The 15,210-nt window shown below is 63.7% G+C and carries 16 protein-coding genes; 7 read left to right on the top strand and 9 right to left on the bottom strand.

Features of this window, described 5'->3' with window-relative positions; all coding sequences use genetic code 11:
• Positions 1-78: 78 nt before the first annotated feature.
• Positions 79-657: a hypothetical protein gene (locus NXT3_RS16225; RefSeq protein ID WP_097526605.1), complete on the top strand. Its 579-nt coding sequence runs from the start codon at positions 79-81 to the stop codon at positions 655-657.
• A 33-nt stretch (positions 658-690) separates the two neighbouring features.
• Here the strand turns inward: NXT3_RS16225 and NXT3_RS16220 are convergent, their stop codons facing one another.
• Positions 691-1,161: a hypothetical protein gene (locus NXT3_RS16220; RefSeq protein WP_234819788.1), complete on the bottom strand. Its 471-nt coding sequence runs from the start codon at positions 1,159-1,161 to the stop codon at positions 691-693.
• A gap of 255 nt (positions 1,162-1,416) precedes the next feature.
• Between NXT3_RS16220 and NXT3_RS16215 the strand changes: the two genes are divergently transcribed.
• From NXT3_RS16215 to NXT3_RS16205, 3 genes are all read left to right on the top strand, one after another.
• Complete coding sequence (locus tag NXT3_RS16215; RefSeq protein ID WP_037419897.1) at positions 1,417-1,812, top strand: low affinity iron permease family protein; 396 nt, start codon at positions 1,417-1,419, stop codon at positions 1,810-1,812.
• A 79-nt stretch (positions 1,813-1,891) separates the two neighbouring features.
• The gene (locus NXT3_RS16210) at positions 1,892-2,080 is read left to right on the top strand and encodes a hypothetical protein (RefSeq protein WP_037419894.1); all 189 of its coding nucleotides are present in this window, start codon (positions 1,892-1,894) and stop codon (positions 2,078-2,080) included.
• Positions 2,081-2,114: 34 nt separating this feature from the next.
• Complete coding sequence (locus tag NXT3_RS16205) at positions 2,115-2,363, top strand: hypothetical protein (protein ID WP_037419891.1); 249 nt, start codon at positions 2,115-2,117, stop codon at positions 2,361-2,363.
• Here the strand turns inward: NXT3_RS16205 and NXT3_RS16200 are convergent.
• The 6 genes from NXT3_RS16200 to hutF form a co-directional block, all read right to left on the bottom strand.
• Positions 2,360-2,935, bottom strand: coding sequence for a HutD/Ves family protein (locus NXT3_RS16200; RefSeq protein WP_037419888.1), 576 nt, complete (start codon positions 2,933-2,935; stop codon positions 2,360-2,362). The genes NXT3_RS16205 and NXT3_RS16200 overlap by 4 nt on opposite strands.
• Positions 2,932-4,419, bottom strand: a complete 1,488-nt coding sequence (locus NXT3_RS16195; RefSeq protein ID WP_097526604.1) for an HAL/PAL/TAL family ammonia-lyase — start codon at positions 4,417-4,419, stop codon at positions 2,932-2,934. Before NXT3_RS16195 ends, NXT3_RS16200 begins: the two co-directional genes overlap by 4 nt.
• Positions 4,412-5,239 (bottom strand): quaternary amine ABC transporter ATP-binding protein, encoded by an 828-nt coding sequence (locus tag NXT3_RS16190; protein ID WP_097526603.1) that lies wholly within the window; start codon positions 5,237-5,239, stop codon positions 4,412-4,414. The genes NXT3_RS16195 and NXT3_RS16190 overlap by 8 nt, the downstream gene beginning before the upstream one ends.
• Positions 5,232-6,089: an ABC transporter permease gene (locus NXT3_RS16185; protein ID WP_104839696.1), complete on the bottom strand. Its 858-nt coding sequence runs from the start codon at positions 6,087-6,089 to the stop codon at positions 5,232-5,234. The genes NXT3_RS16190 and NXT3_RS16185 overlap by 8 nt, the downstream gene beginning before the upstream one ends.
• Before the next feature lie 134 nt (positions 6,090-6,223).
• On the bottom strand, positions 6,224-7,258 hold the full coding sequence (locus NXT3_RS16180; protein ID WP_097526710.1) for an ABC transporter substrate-binding protein: 1,035 nt from the start codon (positions 7,256-7,258) through the stop codon (positions 6,224-6,226).
• 34 nt (positions 7,259-7,292) lie between these two features.
• Positions 7,293-8,666 (bottom strand): formimidoylglutamate deiminase, encoded by a 1,374-nt coding sequence (hutF, locus tag NXT3_RS16175; RefSeq protein WP_104839695.1) that lies wholly within the window; start codon positions 8,664-8,666, stop codon positions 7,293-7,295.
• 131 nt (positions 8,667-8,797) lie between these two features.
• Between hutF and hutC the strand changes: the two genes are divergently transcribed.
• Complete coding sequence (hutC, locus tag NXT3_RS16170) at positions 8,798-9,541, top strand: histidine utilization transcriptional repressor HutC (protein ID WP_037419879.1); 744 nt, start codon at positions 8,798-8,800, stop codon at positions 9,539-9,541.
• 29 nt (positions 9,542-9,570) lie between these two features.
• On the top strand, positions 9,571-12,498 hold the full coding sequence (locus NXT3_RS16165; RefSeq protein ID WP_097526600.1) for an aminotransferase: 2,928 nt from the start codon (positions 9,571-9,573) through the stop codon (positions 12,496-12,498).
• A 7-nt stretch (positions 12,499-12,505) separates the two neighbouring features.
• Here NXT3_RS16165 and NXT3_RS16160 read toward each other — a convergent pair whose 3' ends face one another.
• The gene (locus tag NXT3_RS16160) at positions 12,506-13,447 is read right to left on the bottom strand and encodes an AraC family transcriptional regulator (protein ID WP_104839694.1); all 942 of its coding nucleotides are present in this window, start codon (positions 13,445-13,447) and stop codon (positions 12,506-12,508) included.
• Between the two features lie 220 nt (positions 13,448-13,667).
• On the opposite strand from NXT3_RS16160, the gene NXT3_RS16155 reads away from it, so the two are divergent.
• The gene (locus tag NXT3_RS16155; RefSeq protein ID WP_104839693.1) at positions 13,668-14,714 is read left to right on the top strand and encodes an NAD(P)-dependent alcohol dehydrogenase; all 1,047 of its coding nucleotides are present in this window, start codon (positions 13,668-13,670) and stop codon (positions 14,712-14,714) included.
• Positions 14,715-14,732: 18 nt separating this feature from the next.
• Here the strand turns inward: NXT3_RS16155 and NXT3_RS16150 are convergent, their stop codons facing one another.
• On the bottom strand, positions 14,733-15,197 hold the full coding sequence (locus NXT3_RS16150) for an Lrp/AsnC ligand binding domain-containing protein (protein WP_037388644.1): 465 nt from the start codon (positions 15,195-15,197) through the stop codon (positions 14,733-14,735).
• Positions 15,198-15,210 lie beyond the last annotated feature (13 nt).

Raw genomic sequence — 15,210 nt, 5'->3', positions numbered from 1 at the left:
ATAGCGCGCGGAAAGGCGCCGCTGTATCATGTCGCGCGCTCCTCGCGGGAGGCGAGTGGAGCGAGGGAGGACCGAGCCATGCCTATGTCTCCGGTGCTGCGCCGCCTATGGACGAACTGTCTGGCGGCAGCCATTGCTTTCATGTCCGCACATCTGGTCAACGCGTCCGACAAGCTTCCGCCGGAGCTCGAGAAGCTCAAGGCGTCGCTTGAAAAATACCAGGATCCGGTGGTTGCCGTGCGCGACGGCTATTTCTCGACGCTCGGCTGCGTCACCTTCGCGACCGGCACGATGGGGGTGCATTTCCTGAACCCCGCCCTGATCGGCCCGGTGCCCGACCCGATGAAGCCCACTTTGCTGGTCTACGAGCCGGTTGGGGACAAGCTGCAGCTCGTTGCCGTCGAGTGGCTGATCCCGCTCGCCACCGGTGTCAAGTCAAAGCCCGAGCTGTTCGGGCGGCCTTTCGACGGGCCGATGGAGGGCCATGAGCCGCTTCTACCGGCGCAACTGCATCATTACGACCTGCATGCCTGGATCTTCAAGCCGAACCCGCTCGGCCTGTTCCATCCGGTCAATCCGGACGTCAAATGCCCGGAGGGGCCTTATACCTTCCTGGAAGAGGCGCCGAAATCCGTGCCGCATCATGGGGCGCAATGAGGCGAAATATGCCGGGGTCTTTCCGGCATAGCCTCAGGGATCACGGGCGGCCGCGCTCAACCGCCCCTCTTGAGCGGATGTGAACGAAGGGAAGTGATATCCTTCCACCGGTGAGACGCCCTTGGTCTCGCCGGACACGCGCTTGCGGCTTCGCGGAGCCAGCATCTCGGCGGCCAAGTTGTCGAGATAGTCCAGAGCTTCCTGGGCCGCCTCCGCCGTGACCCGGCTGCCATCGGCCCCGGCCGCGCTCCTCAGTTCTTCTCGCATATCCTCCATGGCTTCCGCAATGAAACGCTGGGGGTCGTCGGTCTGCGCAGCAACCCAGTGCAGCAACCGGCATGTCACCATCTCATTGACACGCATCGCGGCGACAGTCTGGCCGAGCATCAGTGTCAGTTTCTGAAGCTTGTTGTCTTTCTGAGGCATCGGGTCCTTCTTCCGTTCTACAGCGCCGTGCGTCTTATCAGACCCACAAGGGCGCTTTAGCACTTTGAATTCCTGCATGTTTTTGTCCTCCAATGGGCGATTTGAGGAAACATGCAGAGGATTGTCTCTCCTTCGCCCTGCAGCAGTCCGGGGAGACGACATCCAAAGGACGAGGAACGAAGCACGGCGCGCAATACGTGTCGCACGCGATGCGCCATAGGCTGAACGGCAAGCAGTGCGATTTGTTCCCTCGGTTCGGCTGGCCGTCATCCTCGCCGGCAGGAACCAAGCAGGCCGTCGCCGCGTTGGCGGCTTTCGGAAGGAGCACGCCAGATGCAGCCATTCTTTACCCAATTCTCAAAGCAGATTTCCGAGCTCGCCGGAAGGCCGTACACTTTTGCCGTGGCGTCCTCGGCGATCGTCATCTGGGCCATATGTGGTCCGCTCTTCGATTTCTCGGCAAAATGGCAGCTCGCCGTCAATACCTGTACGACGATCACGACATTCCTGATGGTCTTCGTGCTTCAGAACTCACAGAACCGCGACGGTGTCGCGCTGCAAGCCAAGATCGACGAGCTGATCCGAGTGAGTGACGCCGAGAACCGCTTCATCGGAATAGAGAAGCTGGACGAACAGGAGCTGAAGGACGTTCGCCGCGACTGCATGCAAGAGGGAACGCAAGCGCGGGACGCGGAAAACGGCGTCACGGGTGCGCATCGCAGCGCGTGACGCGCATTCGGTGCCTTGCCGAGGCGGTGGAACCAAAATCGGAGCGGCGACGTTTCTCGCCAGAGGTGGGAGGTGCAGAATGAGACACATGGACATCCGCAAGCTCGAAAAGACCGATGCCAAGCATGTCTGGGACGTGGCGGAGTACTGCAGGCGAAGCGGTCTGCACAAGGCAGAGGAGCAGCGCCTGATCAAGGTGCTGGGCAGATACGCTTCGGCCCACGAGCTGCAGATGAATGTCGTGCGTCCTCAGACGCGTACACGCTGAGGCGTGATCGCGCAGTGAATTGCGGAGCAAGCGCGTGTGGCCAGTCCTCGCCGGTGCATTCCTGTTTATATGCGGCGTTCTCGTCATGACCTGGGAGGCGCTTGGCCGAAGGCGGCTGAGCGAGCCGCCGCATCCCCTCGACAATGACCCCCAGACGCTGGAGCCAAGACATCAGAGCCTGCGATTCCTCGGGCTGACGCGGAACTGGCACGGGGTGGCAATGATGGCGCTCGGCGCCTTGCTCCTGCTTTTCGGTGCAATCCGCTACGCCTTGGTGCTCTAGGCGGAACTGATCTCGACAAGAAAGACTTCCGAGGCGATGTCCGCCGAAAGCGTGACGGCGAGCGGCTGCTGCAGCACTGCCGTATCTAGCGCGTGCAGCGTCGCCGAGACGCCTTCGGTCGACAGCGCGACGCTGCCGCGGTGGCAGAAAAGGATGAGTTCGCGGGCATGGGAGGTGATCGGCTGCGAGTGCTCGACATGGAGCTTTCGCACCCGGTGCCTGAGTGTCTGCCGGCGGCTCATCACATTCAGGTCGGTGATCGGGCCATTGGTGAGCTTGGCCGAGGTCGCGACATCGGCAGGGAAGGAGAGCGGGGCGTCGGCCGTCGTCAACAGCTTCGGGGGGCGGCCCTCGATCGACAGTGTCATGCCGGCGCCTTCGAGAATGGAAAGGCTCCGGTCGATGCCGGGAAAGCTGGAAAACAGGCCGTCATTGGCAACCGTCGCCATGCTGACGCGCCAGTCGAAATCGGAAAGCGGCGCGCGATCCGGCGACACGGCGATTTCGATTGTCTCGCCGCCGCCGTTCTTCCAGGGCATGTGCCTGTAGTCGTTTGAGCGCAGGATTTTCATGGTGCCACTCCTCGCATGAGGTCGCGCATCCGGTCGAAGTCCTCGTTCATCGGCCGGTCGTCGGCATAGGTTGAGATTGCTCCGCGAATGCGGCCATAAAGAGCATCGGTGCGCGGTGCCCTGCCGCGCGACTTGGGCTGCATGTCATAGGCCTGGGCGGCGGCCAGCAATTCGATCGCGACGATCCGTTCGAGATTGTCGAGGATCGACAGGACCTTCCATGCGGCAGGCGTCGCATGGGTCAGGATATCCTCCTGCAGCGCGGAGGTGATACCGCCGTCAAGGCTTGCCGGTGCTGCCAGCCGGCGGTTCTCGGCGACGAGGGCCGCGGCGGTATACTGGGCGATCATGAAACCGGAGGAGACGCCGCTGTCATCGGCAAGAAACGCCGGAAGGCCGCTCACCAGCGGATTGACCAGACGGTCGATGCGGCGCTCCGAAATCGCGGCGACCTCTGACACGGCGACGGCGAGAGTATCCATTGCAAGTCCGAGCGCGGCTCCGACGGCATGCGCCTGTGAGTGGACCTGGGGTGCCTCGGGCGAACCGAACACGGCCGGATTGTCGGTAACGCTTGCTAGTTCCCGGTCGACGATCTCGGCTACCTGGTAGAAGGCGTCGCGCGCCGCGCCATGCACCTGCGGCACGGCTCTCAGACTTAACGGATCCTGCGTGCGGCTGCCCGCTGTCTCGGCAAGCATCGGGCTTTCCGCGAGCCAGCGACGCAAGGTCTTGCCGACCGCCTGGAGACCTGGCGATTGGCGCAGTGTCAGTGGTGCCTCGGCAAACGGCTCCGCCTGGCTGCCGAGATTTTCATAGGTCAGCGCCGCGGCCGCGTCGGCCCAGCCGAAGAGCCGTTCCGTGCGGGCCAGCGCCAGCGCAGCCTGCCCGGTGGCGCAAGGCGTGCCGTTGACGAGGCTGAGACCCTCCTTTGCTTCGAGCCGCAAGGGCTCCAGCCCCACCCGAGCGAGCGCCTCCATGCCGCTGAGCGTTTCGGCCCCGTGCGCGGCCGCGCCATGACCGATCAGAACGAGCCCGATCGCGGCAGCGTGGGTGAGATAACCGACCGAACCGCGCGAGGGGATGAGCGGAATGATATCCGCATTCAGAAGGGCGATCAGCGCCTCGACGGTCTCGATCCGAACGCCGGAGTAGCCATGCGAGAAATTGGCGATCTGCGCTGCCATCACGGCACGGGCTTCGGCCCGCCCGAGAGGTTCGCCGACGCCGCAGGCGTGGCTTAGAATGATGTTGCGCGACAGAGCCTCTTGGTTCTCGCGACTGATGACGACATCGCAAAGCGCACCGACGCCGGTATTGATACCGTAACCGCGGATGCCGCGCTCGACCAGCGCATCGACGATCCGGCGGGCATCGACGATCCGCTGACGCGTCCGCTCGGACAAGGCAAGGCGAACGCCACCGGCGATGACGGCGATCTCGCGCCATGTCAGCGGTCCATCGATGAGGATCGTCTCAGTCATGCTTCTCGGGTCTTCCCTGCCGGCGCTGGACGAAGCGCGCGACATAGTCGTTTGCCGGATTATCGAGAATATCACTGGGCGAGCCGACCTGCACGACCTGACCGTCTTTCAAGATCGCGATCTCGGATCCGATGCGCAGGGCCTCGTCGAGATCGTGAGTGATGAAGACGATGGTTTTTGCAAGGTTCTGCTGCAGTTGCAGCAACTGATCCTGCATATCGGCGCGGATCAGCGGATCGAGGGCGCTGAAAGCCTCGTCCATCAGGATCACGTCGGTATCCGCGGCCAGCGCCCGCGCGAGACCGACGCGTTGCTTCATGCCGCCCGAGAGCTGGTGCGGGAACTTCGCGTCATAGCCTGACAGGCCGACGGTCTCGATCCATTTCATGCCGATTTCGCGGGCATCGGCTTTCGACAGGCCGCGTACGCGCTGGCCGTAGACGACATTCTGCAGCACGGTCCGGTGCGGCATCAGCGCGAAGCTCTGGAACACCATGCTGACGCGCCGCATGCGGAAGGCACGCAGCGCCTTTGCGTCGAGATCGAGGATATTGCTGCCGTCGAACACGACCTTGCCGCTCGTCGGCTCGATCAGCCGGTTGATATGACGCACCAAGGTCGACTTGCCCGACCCGGAAAGCCCCATAATCACGAAAATCTTGCCGGCGCCGATCTTGAGGCTGACATCGTTGAGGCCGACGCTGCAGCCGGAGCGGGCAAGAATATCGGCCTTGTCGAGGCCATCCTTGGCCATGGCGAGCGCCGCCTTCGCGTCGTGCCCGAAGATTTTGTAGACGTTGCGGATATCGATATCAGCCATTGCGGGCGTCCTCCGTCCGGGGCTTGCCGAAGCCCTGCGTGATGCGGTCGAGCACGATTGCGAGAATAACGATGCCGATGCCGGCCTCGAGCCCCTTGCCGACGTCGAGCGTCTGGATGCCGTTCAGCACCTGCTCGCCGAGACCGCGCGCGCCGATCATCGAGGCGACGACGACCATCGACAGAGCCATCATGATCGTCTGGTTGAGGCCGGCCATGATGGTCGGAGTGGCGAGCGGCAGCTCGACGCCGAAGAGGATCTGCGTCGGACTGCCGCCGAAGGCGGTTGCCGCTTCGACAACCTCGCCGTCGACCTGGCGGATGCCGAGATCTGTCAGGCGGATCAGCGGCGGCACCGCATAGATGATGGTGGCGAGGATCGCCGGCACCTTGCCGAGACCGAAGAGCATCAGCGCCGGGATTAGGTAGACGAAGCTCGGCATTGTCTGCATGACGTCGAGGACCGGCAGGGTGACGTTGCGCACGACGCGGCTCTTGGCGACCAGGATGCCGATCGGCACGCCAACTACCACCGAGACGATGGTTGCCATCAGCATCAGGGCCAATGTCTGCATCGTCAGGTCCCAGAGGCCGAGCACGCCGACGGCGAGAAGCAGGGCACCGACGGCAAGCGTCAGCGTCCAGCGCTTCGAACTCTGCCAGGCAAGCGCCATGAAGGCCAGAATCACCAGCCACCAGGGCAGGCCGCGCAGGATCCATTCGATGAACAGCACGGCCTTCAGGATGACGCCGCTGATCGCCTTGAACACCCAGCCGTAGTTGGTGACGAGCGCCTGGATGAACTCGTTCACCGGGGCGCGGATCGAAAGATTGAGAGAGTCCGGAAACATCGGAAAAATCCTTGCTCGGATAGCCGCCGGCGATCATCGCCGCCTGTCCGCGGCATCTTGGCAGATTGCGGGCGCCGCGCCTTACCGTGGTGGAAGGATAAGGCGCGGCGAACGCAGACGGAATTGAGCTCGTCTTATTTGAGGCTCGCTTCGATCTTGCCGCGGGCCTCTTCGGAAACCCATTTGCCCCAGACGTCGGCCTTGGTCTTGAGGAATTCCGCGGCGGCAGCGGCGGCGTCGACCTTGTTGTCGGCCATATAGGCAAGGCTGCCGTTGACCGCTTCGAGCGGGAAGGTCGCCTTTTCGAGAATCGCGATGATCTCCGGAGCCTCCGAAGCGAAGGTGCTGTTCACGCCATAGGCGACCTCGACGGAAGGGAAGGCGCAGCCCTGATCGCGCTTGCCGTTGGCGCTGCTCAGTTCCTTCCAGCAGGCCTCGTTGTATGCCGGCTCTTCCAGCTGGACGAGCTTGAATTTGCCCATGATGGCCGTCGGCGACCAGTAGTAGAAGAGGATCGGCTCGCCCTGGAGATAGGCGGAGGTGATCGCCGAATCGAGCGCCGTGCCGGTGCCGGGCCGGAAGTTCACATAGGCCTCGCCGAGCTTGTAGGCTTCGAGCTTGGCAGTGCTGACGCCCTCGCAGGTCCAGCCGGAGGGGCAATTCAGGAAGCGCCCCTTGGACGGCTCCTCCGGATCGGCAAACACTTCGACGACCTTAGGGTCGGAAAGCTGAGAGACGCTCTTGAGATCCGGCGCCTTGGCTTCGATGTTGCGAGCGGGATCGCCGTGGACGACATAGTCCGGCACGAACCAGCCTTCGCTGGCACCGACGAAGGTCTTGCCGACAGCAACCACCTTCTTTTCTTCGACCGCCTTGTTCCAGACGTCGGAGCGGCCGAGCCATTCCTCGGCAAAAATCTGTACGTCATTGTTGGCGGTCGCCTGCTCGAGCGTGACGGAATTGCCGGGTATGGAATCCACCTGGCAATCGTAGCCCTTAGCCAGGATCGTCTTCATGACTTCCGTGATGAAGGCGCCGCTTTCCCAATCGATGCCGGCGAAGGTCACGGTCTTTCCGTCGCTGCAATAAGAGGCGTTGGCCGCGCTCGCAGAAGCCGCAAGCATCAGGCCGGCGGCGGCGAAGGTGAGTTTCATAGTGCTGATCGACATGCGCATTCCCCTTTTTTGATCGTCGACTGGATTGCTATTTCAGCTTGGTGAGAACCCGCGCGAAGGCGCGGTCGATGTCTTCCTCCCGGTCATGGTGTCCATTGCGGATCTTCCATTGGCCGGCGACCATGACGTCGCGGACCGTCTCGCCGCCGAGCGCAAAAAGCCAGCGGTCGAGAAACTGATTGCCGCTTGCCGCGGCGATATAGGGATTGGCGCCATCGAGCACGACGAGGTCCGCCCGCGCGCCGACCTGAATGCCCGCCGTACCGAGACCGGCCGCCCGGGCACCGCCGGCGAGTGCGGCGTCGAAGATCGTCCTGCCGACCGAGGCGCCGGGAGCGGCGAGCCGGTTGCGCCTGCGGTCGCGCAGCCGCTGGCCGTATTCGAGAAGCCGGAGCTCTTCCGCGACGCTGGTCGCCACATGGCTGTCGGTGCCGATGCCGAGACGTCCTCCGGCGGCAAGGAAATCGGTGGCGGGAAAGATGCCGTCGCCGAGATTGGCCTCGGTCGCCGGGCAGAGACCGGCAACCGCTCCCGATTTCGCCAGCCGCTCGGTTTCCTCCGGCGTCATATGCGTCGCATGAATGGCGCACCAGCGCTCGTCGACCGGCATTTCGTCGAGCAGCCATTCGACTGGGCGACGGCCGCTCCAGGCGAGGCAATCCTCGACCTCGCGGGTCTGCTCCGCGACGTGGATGTGGATCGGTCCGGAAACCGGTGCCGACCCGAGGATCTCTCGCATCTCTTGGGGCGTGGCGGCGCGCAGGGAATGGATGGCATAACCGAGCTCGGCGCCGGCCTCGGCGCTCGCCGGAACCAGCCGTTCGAGCAGGGCAAGAAAGCGATCCGGATCGTGAAGGAAAGGGCGCTGGCCCGGATTGGGCTCCATGCCGCCGAAGTTGGCATGCGCGTAGAAAACCGGCAGGTGCGTGAGTCCGATGCCGGTCGTACGGGCGGCGTTCAGGATGCGCAGCGACATTTCCGCTGGATCGGCATAGGAGGTGCCGTCCGCCTGGTGATGAAGATAGTGGAATTCGACCACTCGGCCGAAGCCACCCTTCAGCATCTCCACATAGAGCTTCGCGGCGATCGCCTCGATATCGTCCGGATCGACAAGGCCGACGGTGTGGTACATTGTCTCGCGCCATGTCCAGAAGCTGTCGTCGCCGCTACCGGCCACTTCGGCAAGGCCGGCCATGGCGCGCTGAAAGGCATGGGAATGCAGGTTCGACATGGCCGGGACAAGGGGGCCGGCGATGCGTTCGTCGCCCGCTGCCGGCGCCCGGGCCGTTTCGACGGCGGCAATGCATCCGTCACTGTCTAGGGAAATGACCACGTTCTCCGCCCAACCGGTCGACAGAAGCGCCTGCTCGGCAAAGAGCCGGTGAGCGGAAAAGGCAGACATCGCTTTCTCCCTGTACGTGGTTGTATATGGAACTATAGATATTTTCTGGTGGCGCGCAACCTAAAAATCGTCGAAAACAATCCGTGGTCGCCGGTCGCATGTCGGTCCGGCATCGACGAACGGAGCATACTATGCCGTCAATGGAGCGCAAAAGCGACGCATCCGCCTTCGAGGATGGACCCATCCCGCGCTATGAGGCGGTGAAGCAGTTCATCCGCAGCCGCATCGAAAGCGGGGAGTGGCCGGAGCATCATCGCATCCCCTCCGAAAACGACATTGTTGCCGATCTCGGGGTCAGCCGGATGACCGCGAACCGCGCCTTGCGCGAGCTGGCAAGCGAGGGCGCCATCACCCGGGTGCAAGGTGTCGGGTCCTTCGTCGCGCCTCACAAGGGCAGCACCGCGCTGCTCGAAGTCCGCAACATCGCCGATGAGATTCGCGAGCGGGGTCACCGTCACAGCTCTCGCATCGATCGTCTCGAAGAGATATCGGCAAACCCCGACATTGCCGGTGCGCTGGGGCTCTCGACCGGGGCACGGGTCTTCCACTCGATCATCGTTCACGCGGAAAACGGCATGCCGATCCAACTCGAGGATCGTTTCGTCAATCCGGTGATCTGCCCCGACTATCTTAAGCAGGATTTCGTGAGCACGACGCCGAACGCCTACCTGACGCTGGTTGCGCCGATCACCCGCACCGAACAGGTCGTCGAGGCGGTGTTACCGCAGCCCTGGGAATGCAAGCTGCTTTCGATCGGCCGCAACGAACCCTGCCTGATGATCCGCCGCCGGACCTGGTCGGAAAACCGGAATGTCACGGTCGCGCGGCTCATCTATCCCGGTACGCGCTATCGCCTCGAAGGCGTTTCATCGTAAGAAGCCTTGAGACGAACGGGAGCGGAACGATGGAAGAGGACTCGCTGAAGCGCCGCACCGAGCTCGCAAGGCCCGACGTGTCGGCGGATGAGGCAAAGGCGATCCTGCTCGAACATTACGGCGTCTCCGGGGATCTTACCGAACTCGGCAGCCAGCAGGACCGCAACTACCGTGTCAATACGGGCGAAGGCCGCTTCGTGCTGAAGATTGCGAGGGCGGAATACGAGCGCGTCGAACTCGAGGCGCAAAACGCGGCGTTGCGCCATGTGGGCGCCAAGGCCAATGCGCCGATGGTGCCGCGGGTCGTTCCGGCGCGCGATGGCGAAGAGATCGTCAGTGCCGCCGTGCGCGACGTCACCTACCAGTTCCGGCTGCTGACCTACCTCGCGGGAACCCCGCTGACGCGCCGCAAGCACCTGTCGGCAGAAACGGTATCGGCCCTTGGCGACCTCGCCGGTCGGCTCGCCGCGGCACTCGCGGACTTCGACCATCCGGGGCTCGTCCGGCAACTGCAATGGGATCTCCGGCGAGCCGGTCCAGTGGCGCTTCAGCTGCTTTCGGCGATGACCGATGTCGATTTGCGCAAGCGCATCGCCGAGGCGATGGTGGGGGCGATGCGCCGCGTTCAGCCGCTGATGCCGGAGCTGCGCCTCAGGGCGATCCATCAGGATGTCACCGACGACAATGTCGTGAGCCGGGCGGAGAAGGGCGGCCGCCTGGTGCCCGAGGGCGTCATCGATTTCGGCGACGTGCTCCAAGGCTGGCTGGTGGCGGAGCTCGCGGTCACCTGTGCGTCGCTGCTTCACCATGTCGACGGCGATCCTTTCCGCATCCTGCCGGCGGTCAAGGCGTTCCATGCCGTCTGCCCGCTGACCGAGGCCGAAATCAAGGCACTCTGGCCGCTGATCGTCGCGCGCGCCGGCATTCTCGTTGCAAGCTCGGCACGGCAGCTCGAGATCGAGCCGGACAACGCATATGTCCAGGGCAATGCCGCACATGAGCGCGAAATCTTCGATGTCGCCGTCTCCGTTCCCTTCGAGCTTATGGATCATGCCATTCATCAGGCGATCGGCAAGGAGGATGCGTCGCCCGTCCTCCCGGAGAGTGGCCGCCTGATGCCGGACGTCGATCCTCACCGGGTCGGTATCGTCGACCTGTCGCTGCTCGGACCGCATCTGCCCGCCGACCGCTGGCACTACGAGGATACCGAGGCGCTGCTCCTGCAGTCGGCGGCGCGGGCCGCCGGGGCTGCCGCGACCCGCTACGGCGAATTCCGCCTGACCGAAACGCGCCTTCTCCAGGCCAAGCCTCCCCAGACGCTCGCCCTCCATGTCGACCTCTGCCTGCACGGGCAGACCGCAGTTCACGCGCCCTTTGCCGGGCAGCTGCACCAGCGCCGCGGCAGGCTGATTCTTTCGACGCAGGGCCTCCACCTCCATCTGCTGGGGATCGAGCCGGCAAGACTTGAAGATGGGAGCGTCGAGGCAGGGGACCGGATCGGCACGGTCCCCGGCGACGCTTCAGCGCTCGGCTTCATGCGCGTGCAGCTTTGCACCGCCGCGGAAATCGACCCGCCGCCTTTTGCGGTCCCGCATCAGGCGGAAGCCTGGCGGAGGCTCTCTCCGTCGCCGGGGCCAATCCTCGGTTTCGATTGCGATGCGCCGCCACCGCAAGCGGCGGCGCTGCTCGATCGACGGCAGCGCCATTTCGCGCGGCCGCAGAAGAACTATTACCGCAAGCCCCCGCAGATCGAGCGTGGCTGGAAGGAGCATCTCTTCGACGTCGAGGGGCGGGCCTATCTCGACATGGTCAACAACGTCACCATTGTCGGGCACGGCCATCCGCGCCTCTCGGCTGCGGTTGGACGGCAATGGTCGCTGCTTAACACCAATTCCCGCTTCCACTACGCGGCCGTCGCCGAGTTTTCCGAGCGGCTTGCGGCTCTTGCACCGGAAGGCCTCGACACGGTCTTTCTCGTCAACAGCGGCTCGGAAGCGAACGACCTCGCCATCCGCCTCGCCTGGGCCTATTCCGGCGCGCGCAGCGTGGTCTCGCTGCTGGAGGCCTATCATGGCTGGACGGTCGCCAGCGACGCCGTCTCGACCTCCATCGCCGACAATCCGCAGGCTCTGACAACCCGGCCCCAGTGGGTGCACCCGGTCGTCTCGCCGAATACCTATCGCGGGCCGTATCGCGGCGAAAGCTCGACCGGCGACTATGTCGGGGCGGTCGCGGCAAAGCTTGAGGAACTGGATGAGAACGGCGGGGGCCTCGCCGGATTCATCTGCGAAGCGGTCTACGGCAATGCCGGCGGCATTCCGCTGCCGCCCGGTTATCTCGAGGCCGTCTATCGGATGGTCAGGGCGCGTGGCGGTGTGTGCATCGCGGACGAGGTACAGGTCGGCTATGGCCGGCTCGGTCACTATTTCTGGGGTTTCGAGGAACAGGGCGTCGTGCCGGATATCATCTCCGTCGCCAAGGGCATGGGCAATGGCCACCCGCTCGGAGCGGTGATCACCCGCCGCGAAATCGCCGAGGCACTCGAGAAGGAAGGCTATTTCTTCTCTTCCGCCGGCGGCAGCCCGGTGAGCTCCGTCGTCGGGCTGACCGTCCTCGACATCCTGCATGACGAGGCGCTGCAGGAGAACGCCCGCGCGGTGGGTGATCATCTCAAGGAGCGGCTGCAAGCGCTCGGTGAGCTAATCCCGATCGTCGGTGCGGTGCACGGCATGGGGCTCTATCTCGGCGTGGAATTCGTCCGCGACCGCGAGACCCTGGAGCCGGCGACGGAGGAGACGGCGGCGATCTGCGACCGTCTCCTGGAGCTCGGCGTCATCATGCAGCCGACCGGCGACCATCTCAACGTCTTGAAAATCAAGCCGCCGCTCTGCCTCAGCCGCGAGAGCGCCGATTTCTTCGCCGCCATGCTGGCAAAGGTGCTGGAGGAGGGGTGGTAGAGCCCGACTACCCCTCGCTCAGCATCTCCGGCTCACCGGTCAAAAGATCGACGAGGCTTCGGCGAACGCGGCCGATGTCGCGCATCGGCGGCTCACCGAAGTGGCGCGCATATTCGCGGCTGAACTGCGACTGGCTGTCGTAACCAACCTGATGACCGGCGTCGCCCGCGTCGAGGCGCTCCTCCAGCATCAGCCGGCGTGCTTCCTGCAGGCGGAGCTGCTTCTGGTATTGCAGCGGGCTCATCGCCGTGATCGCCTTGAAATGATGATGCAGCGAGGAGACGCTCATGCTGACCCGGTTTGCCAGGTCGTCGATGCGGAGCGGGTGGGAGTAGTGCTCCTTCAGCCAGGCGACGGCGCGGCCGATCTGGTGTGGCTGGCTTTCAGCGGTCGTCATCTGCCGCAGCCTGGCACCATGTGGCCCAATCAGCAGCCGATAGAGGATTTCCTGTTCGATAAGCGGCAACAGGATGGGCATCTCGGCGGGGCGATCGAGGAGCCGCAGCAGTCGCAGTGCCGCGTGTTCCAGGTCCGCCGTAAGCTTGTTAACCGTCATGCCGCGCGGCGACGCGGGTGACCTTGCCGTCTGATCGCCGACCCTGTCGATAAGCGTTGGAATCTTCGCCGTATCGATCTGAAAATTCATGCTGAGATAGGGCTCGTCGTTGGAAGCCAAGGATATTTGCGACAGAACCGGCAGGTCGATCGACGTCAGCAGATAGTCCGATGCGCCATAGACGAACAGCTCCCCGCCGAGCAGGACGCGTTTGGCTCCCTGGACGATGATTGCGAGACTCGGCTTGTAGGCGGCACAATTCGGCTTGGCGGAGCTCGAATGCCGGTGAATGCTGAGGCCCGGAACGATCGTCTGGTGGTCGCCGTCCACCGCGGCAATCCGGGCAATGATGTCGATCATCTCCTGGCGCGGCGTCCGTTGCAGTTCTGACATCTTCTATATTCTTTCCGGTGCTTGGGGCTTATGAGACGGGGCACAGATAGGAGGAGGACGTTGCGGCGCAACGGCCGTTCTTTCATTCTTGCAGGATTGTGCAAAAACTTTGCAGGATCGCACTAACGCAGTGGCGCCCGGGAACAGCATAGTCCGCCTTGCCGCCCGAGGTCCATGCCTCCGCGCGGCGCGCTATTCCCAGACATGAAGGAAAGACCCCATGGCCATCGTAAGAGGATATGCAGCTACGGACGCATCGACGCCGCTCGCCCCTTTCACCTTCGAACGTCGCGAACCGCGCGACGACGACGTCGTCATCGACATCCAGTATTGCGGCGTCTGCCACTCCGACATCCACCAGGCCCGCAATGAATGGGGGAACTCGACCTTTCCCATGGTGCCCGGCCACGAAATCGTCGGCATCGTCCGGGCGGTCGGCTCCAAGGTCACCAAGTTCAAGCGCGGCGACCGGGTCGGCGTCGGCTGCTTCGTCGATTCCTGCACGACCTGCGCCACCCGCGATCCCGATCTCGAACATTACATGCCCGGCCTAGTCGTAACCTATAACGGCGTCGAGGCCGATGGGAAGACCCCGACCCAGGGCGGCTATTCCGATCACATCGTCGTCAAGGAGGGGTATGTCCTCTCGATCCCGGAAAACCTGCCGCTTGATGCGGCCGCGCCGCTGCTCTGCGCCGGCATCACGCTCTATTCGCCGCTCCGCCACTGGAAGGCGGGGCCTGGAAAGAAGGTGGCGATCGTCGGCATGGGCGGTCTCGGCCACATGGGCGTCAAGCTCGCCCATGCGATGGGTGCAGAGGTCACCGTCCTCAGCCAGACATTGTCCAAGAAGGAAGACGGGCTGAAACTCGGAGCCGACCACTATTATGCAACGAACGATCCGCAGACCTTCGAGAAACTGGCCGGAAGCTTCGATCTGATCATCTGCACCGTGGGCACCGAGATCGACTGGAACGCCTATCTCAACCTCTTGAAGGTCGACGGCGATTTCGTGGTCGTGGGCATTCCCGAGAAGCCGGTGCCGGTCCATGCCTTCTCCCTCGTTCCGGCGCGGCGCAGCATCTCCGGCTCGATGATCGGCTCGATCAAGGAAACCCAGGAGATGCTGGATTTCTGCGGCGAGCACGGCATCGTCTCGGAGATCGAGACGATCCGGATGGAGGAGGTCAACGCCGCCTATGAGAGGGTGCTGAAGAGCGACGTGCGCTATCGCTTCGTAATCGACATGGCTTCGATCAAGGCATGATCTGACGAGCCGCTGCCGTCAAACGAGCGGCAGCGGCCCGTCGTTCTTGATTTCCTCCATCACCGCATAGGTGCGGGTCTCCTTGACGCCCGGCAGCGTCCAAAGCACCTGGCCGAGGAAATTGCGGTAGGCGGTCATATCCTCGAAACGGGTCTTGACGAGGTAGTCGAACCCGCCGGCGACCATGTGACATTCGAGCACCGCAGGCGCCTGCTTGATGGCGGCGGCGAACTGGTCGAAGACCTCCGGCGTCGTCTTGTCGAGCATCACTTCGATGAAGACCAGCAGCCCGAAACCGAGCTTGTGCGGATCGAGGCGCGCCCCGAAGCCGGATACGTAGCCCTCTTTCAGAAGCCGCCGCAGCCGCTCGCTCGTCGCGGTCGGCGAGAGGCCGATGCGGTCCGCCAGTTCGAGATTGGTGATCCGCCCGTCGGCCTGCAGGATATTGAGGATCCGGCGATCGGTCTTGTCGATCTGGTGCATCTGCCTGCCCCTG

The organism is Sinorhizobium fredii (assembly GCF_002944405.1).
GTDB lineage: Bacteria > Pseudomonadota > Alphaproteobacteria > Rhizobiales > Rhizobiaceae > Sinorhizobium > Sinorhizobium fredii_C.
Note: the sequence above shows the minus strand (reverse complement) of the source record. Positions and strands in the feature narration are given on the sequence as shown.

Excerpts from the sequence above, each read along its gene's own strand:
- NXT3_RS16225 (WP_097526605.1), top strand. The coding sequence starts at position 79 with ATGCCTATGTCTCCGGTGCTGCGCCGCCTATGGACGAACTGTCTGGCG.
- NXT3_RS16220 (WP_234819788.1), bottom strand. The coding sequence starts at position 1,161 with ATGCAGGAATTCAAAGTGCTAAAGCGCCCTTGTGGGTCTGATAAGACG.
- NXT3_RS16215 (WP_037419897.1), top strand. The coding sequence starts at position 1,417 with ATGCAGCCATTCTTTACCCAATTCTCAAAGCAGATTTCCGAGCTCGCC.
- NXT3_RS16210 (WP_037419894.1), top strand. The coding sequence starts at position 1,892 with ATGAGACACATGGACATCCGCAAGCTCGAAAAGACCGATGCCAAGCAT.
- NXT3_RS16200 (WP_037419888.1), bottom strand. The coding sequence starts at position 2,935 with ATGAAAATCCTGCGCTCAAACGACTACAGGCACATGCCCTGGAAGAAC.
- NXT3_RS16195 (WP_097526604.1), bottom strand. The coding sequence starts at position 4,419 with ATGACTGAGACGATCCTCATCGATGGACCGCTGACATGGCGCGAGATC.
- NXT3_RS16190 (WP_097526603.1), bottom strand. The coding sequence starts at position 5,239 with ATGGCTGATATCGATATCCGCAACGTCTACAAAATCTTCGGGCACGAC.
- NXT3_RS16185 (WP_104839696.1), bottom strand. The coding sequence starts at position 6,089 with ATGTTTCCGGACTCTCTCAATCTTTCGATCCGCGCCCCGGTGAACGAG.
- NXT3_RS16180 (WP_097526710.1), bottom strand. The coding sequence starts at position 7,258 with ATGTCGATCAGCACTATGAAACTCACCTTCGCCGCCGCCGGCCTGATG.
- hutF (WP_104839695.1), bottom strand. The coding sequence starts at position 8,666 with ATGTCTGCCTTTTCCGCTCACCGGCTCTTTGCCGAGCAGGCGCTTCTG.
- hutC (WP_037419879.1), top strand. The coding sequence starts at position 8,798 with ATGCCGTCAATGGAGCGCAAAAGCGACGCATCCGCCTTCGAGGATGGA.
- NXT3_RS16165 (WP_097526600.1), top strand. The coding sequence starts at position 9,571 with ATGGAAGAGGACTCGCTGAAGCGCCGCACCGAGCTCGCAAGGCCCGAC.
- NXT3_RS16160 (WP_104839694.1), bottom strand. The coding sequence starts at position 13,447 with ATGTCAGAACTGCAACGGACGCCGCGCCAGGAGATGATCGACATCATT.
- NXT3_RS16155 (WP_104839693.1), top strand. The coding sequence starts at position 13,668 with ATGGCCATCGTAAGAGGATATGCAGCTACGGACGCATCGACGCCGCTC.
- NXT3_RS16150 (WP_037388644.1), bottom strand. The coding sequence starts at position 15,197 with ATGCACCAGATCGACAAGACCGATCGCCGGATCCTCAATATCCTGCAG.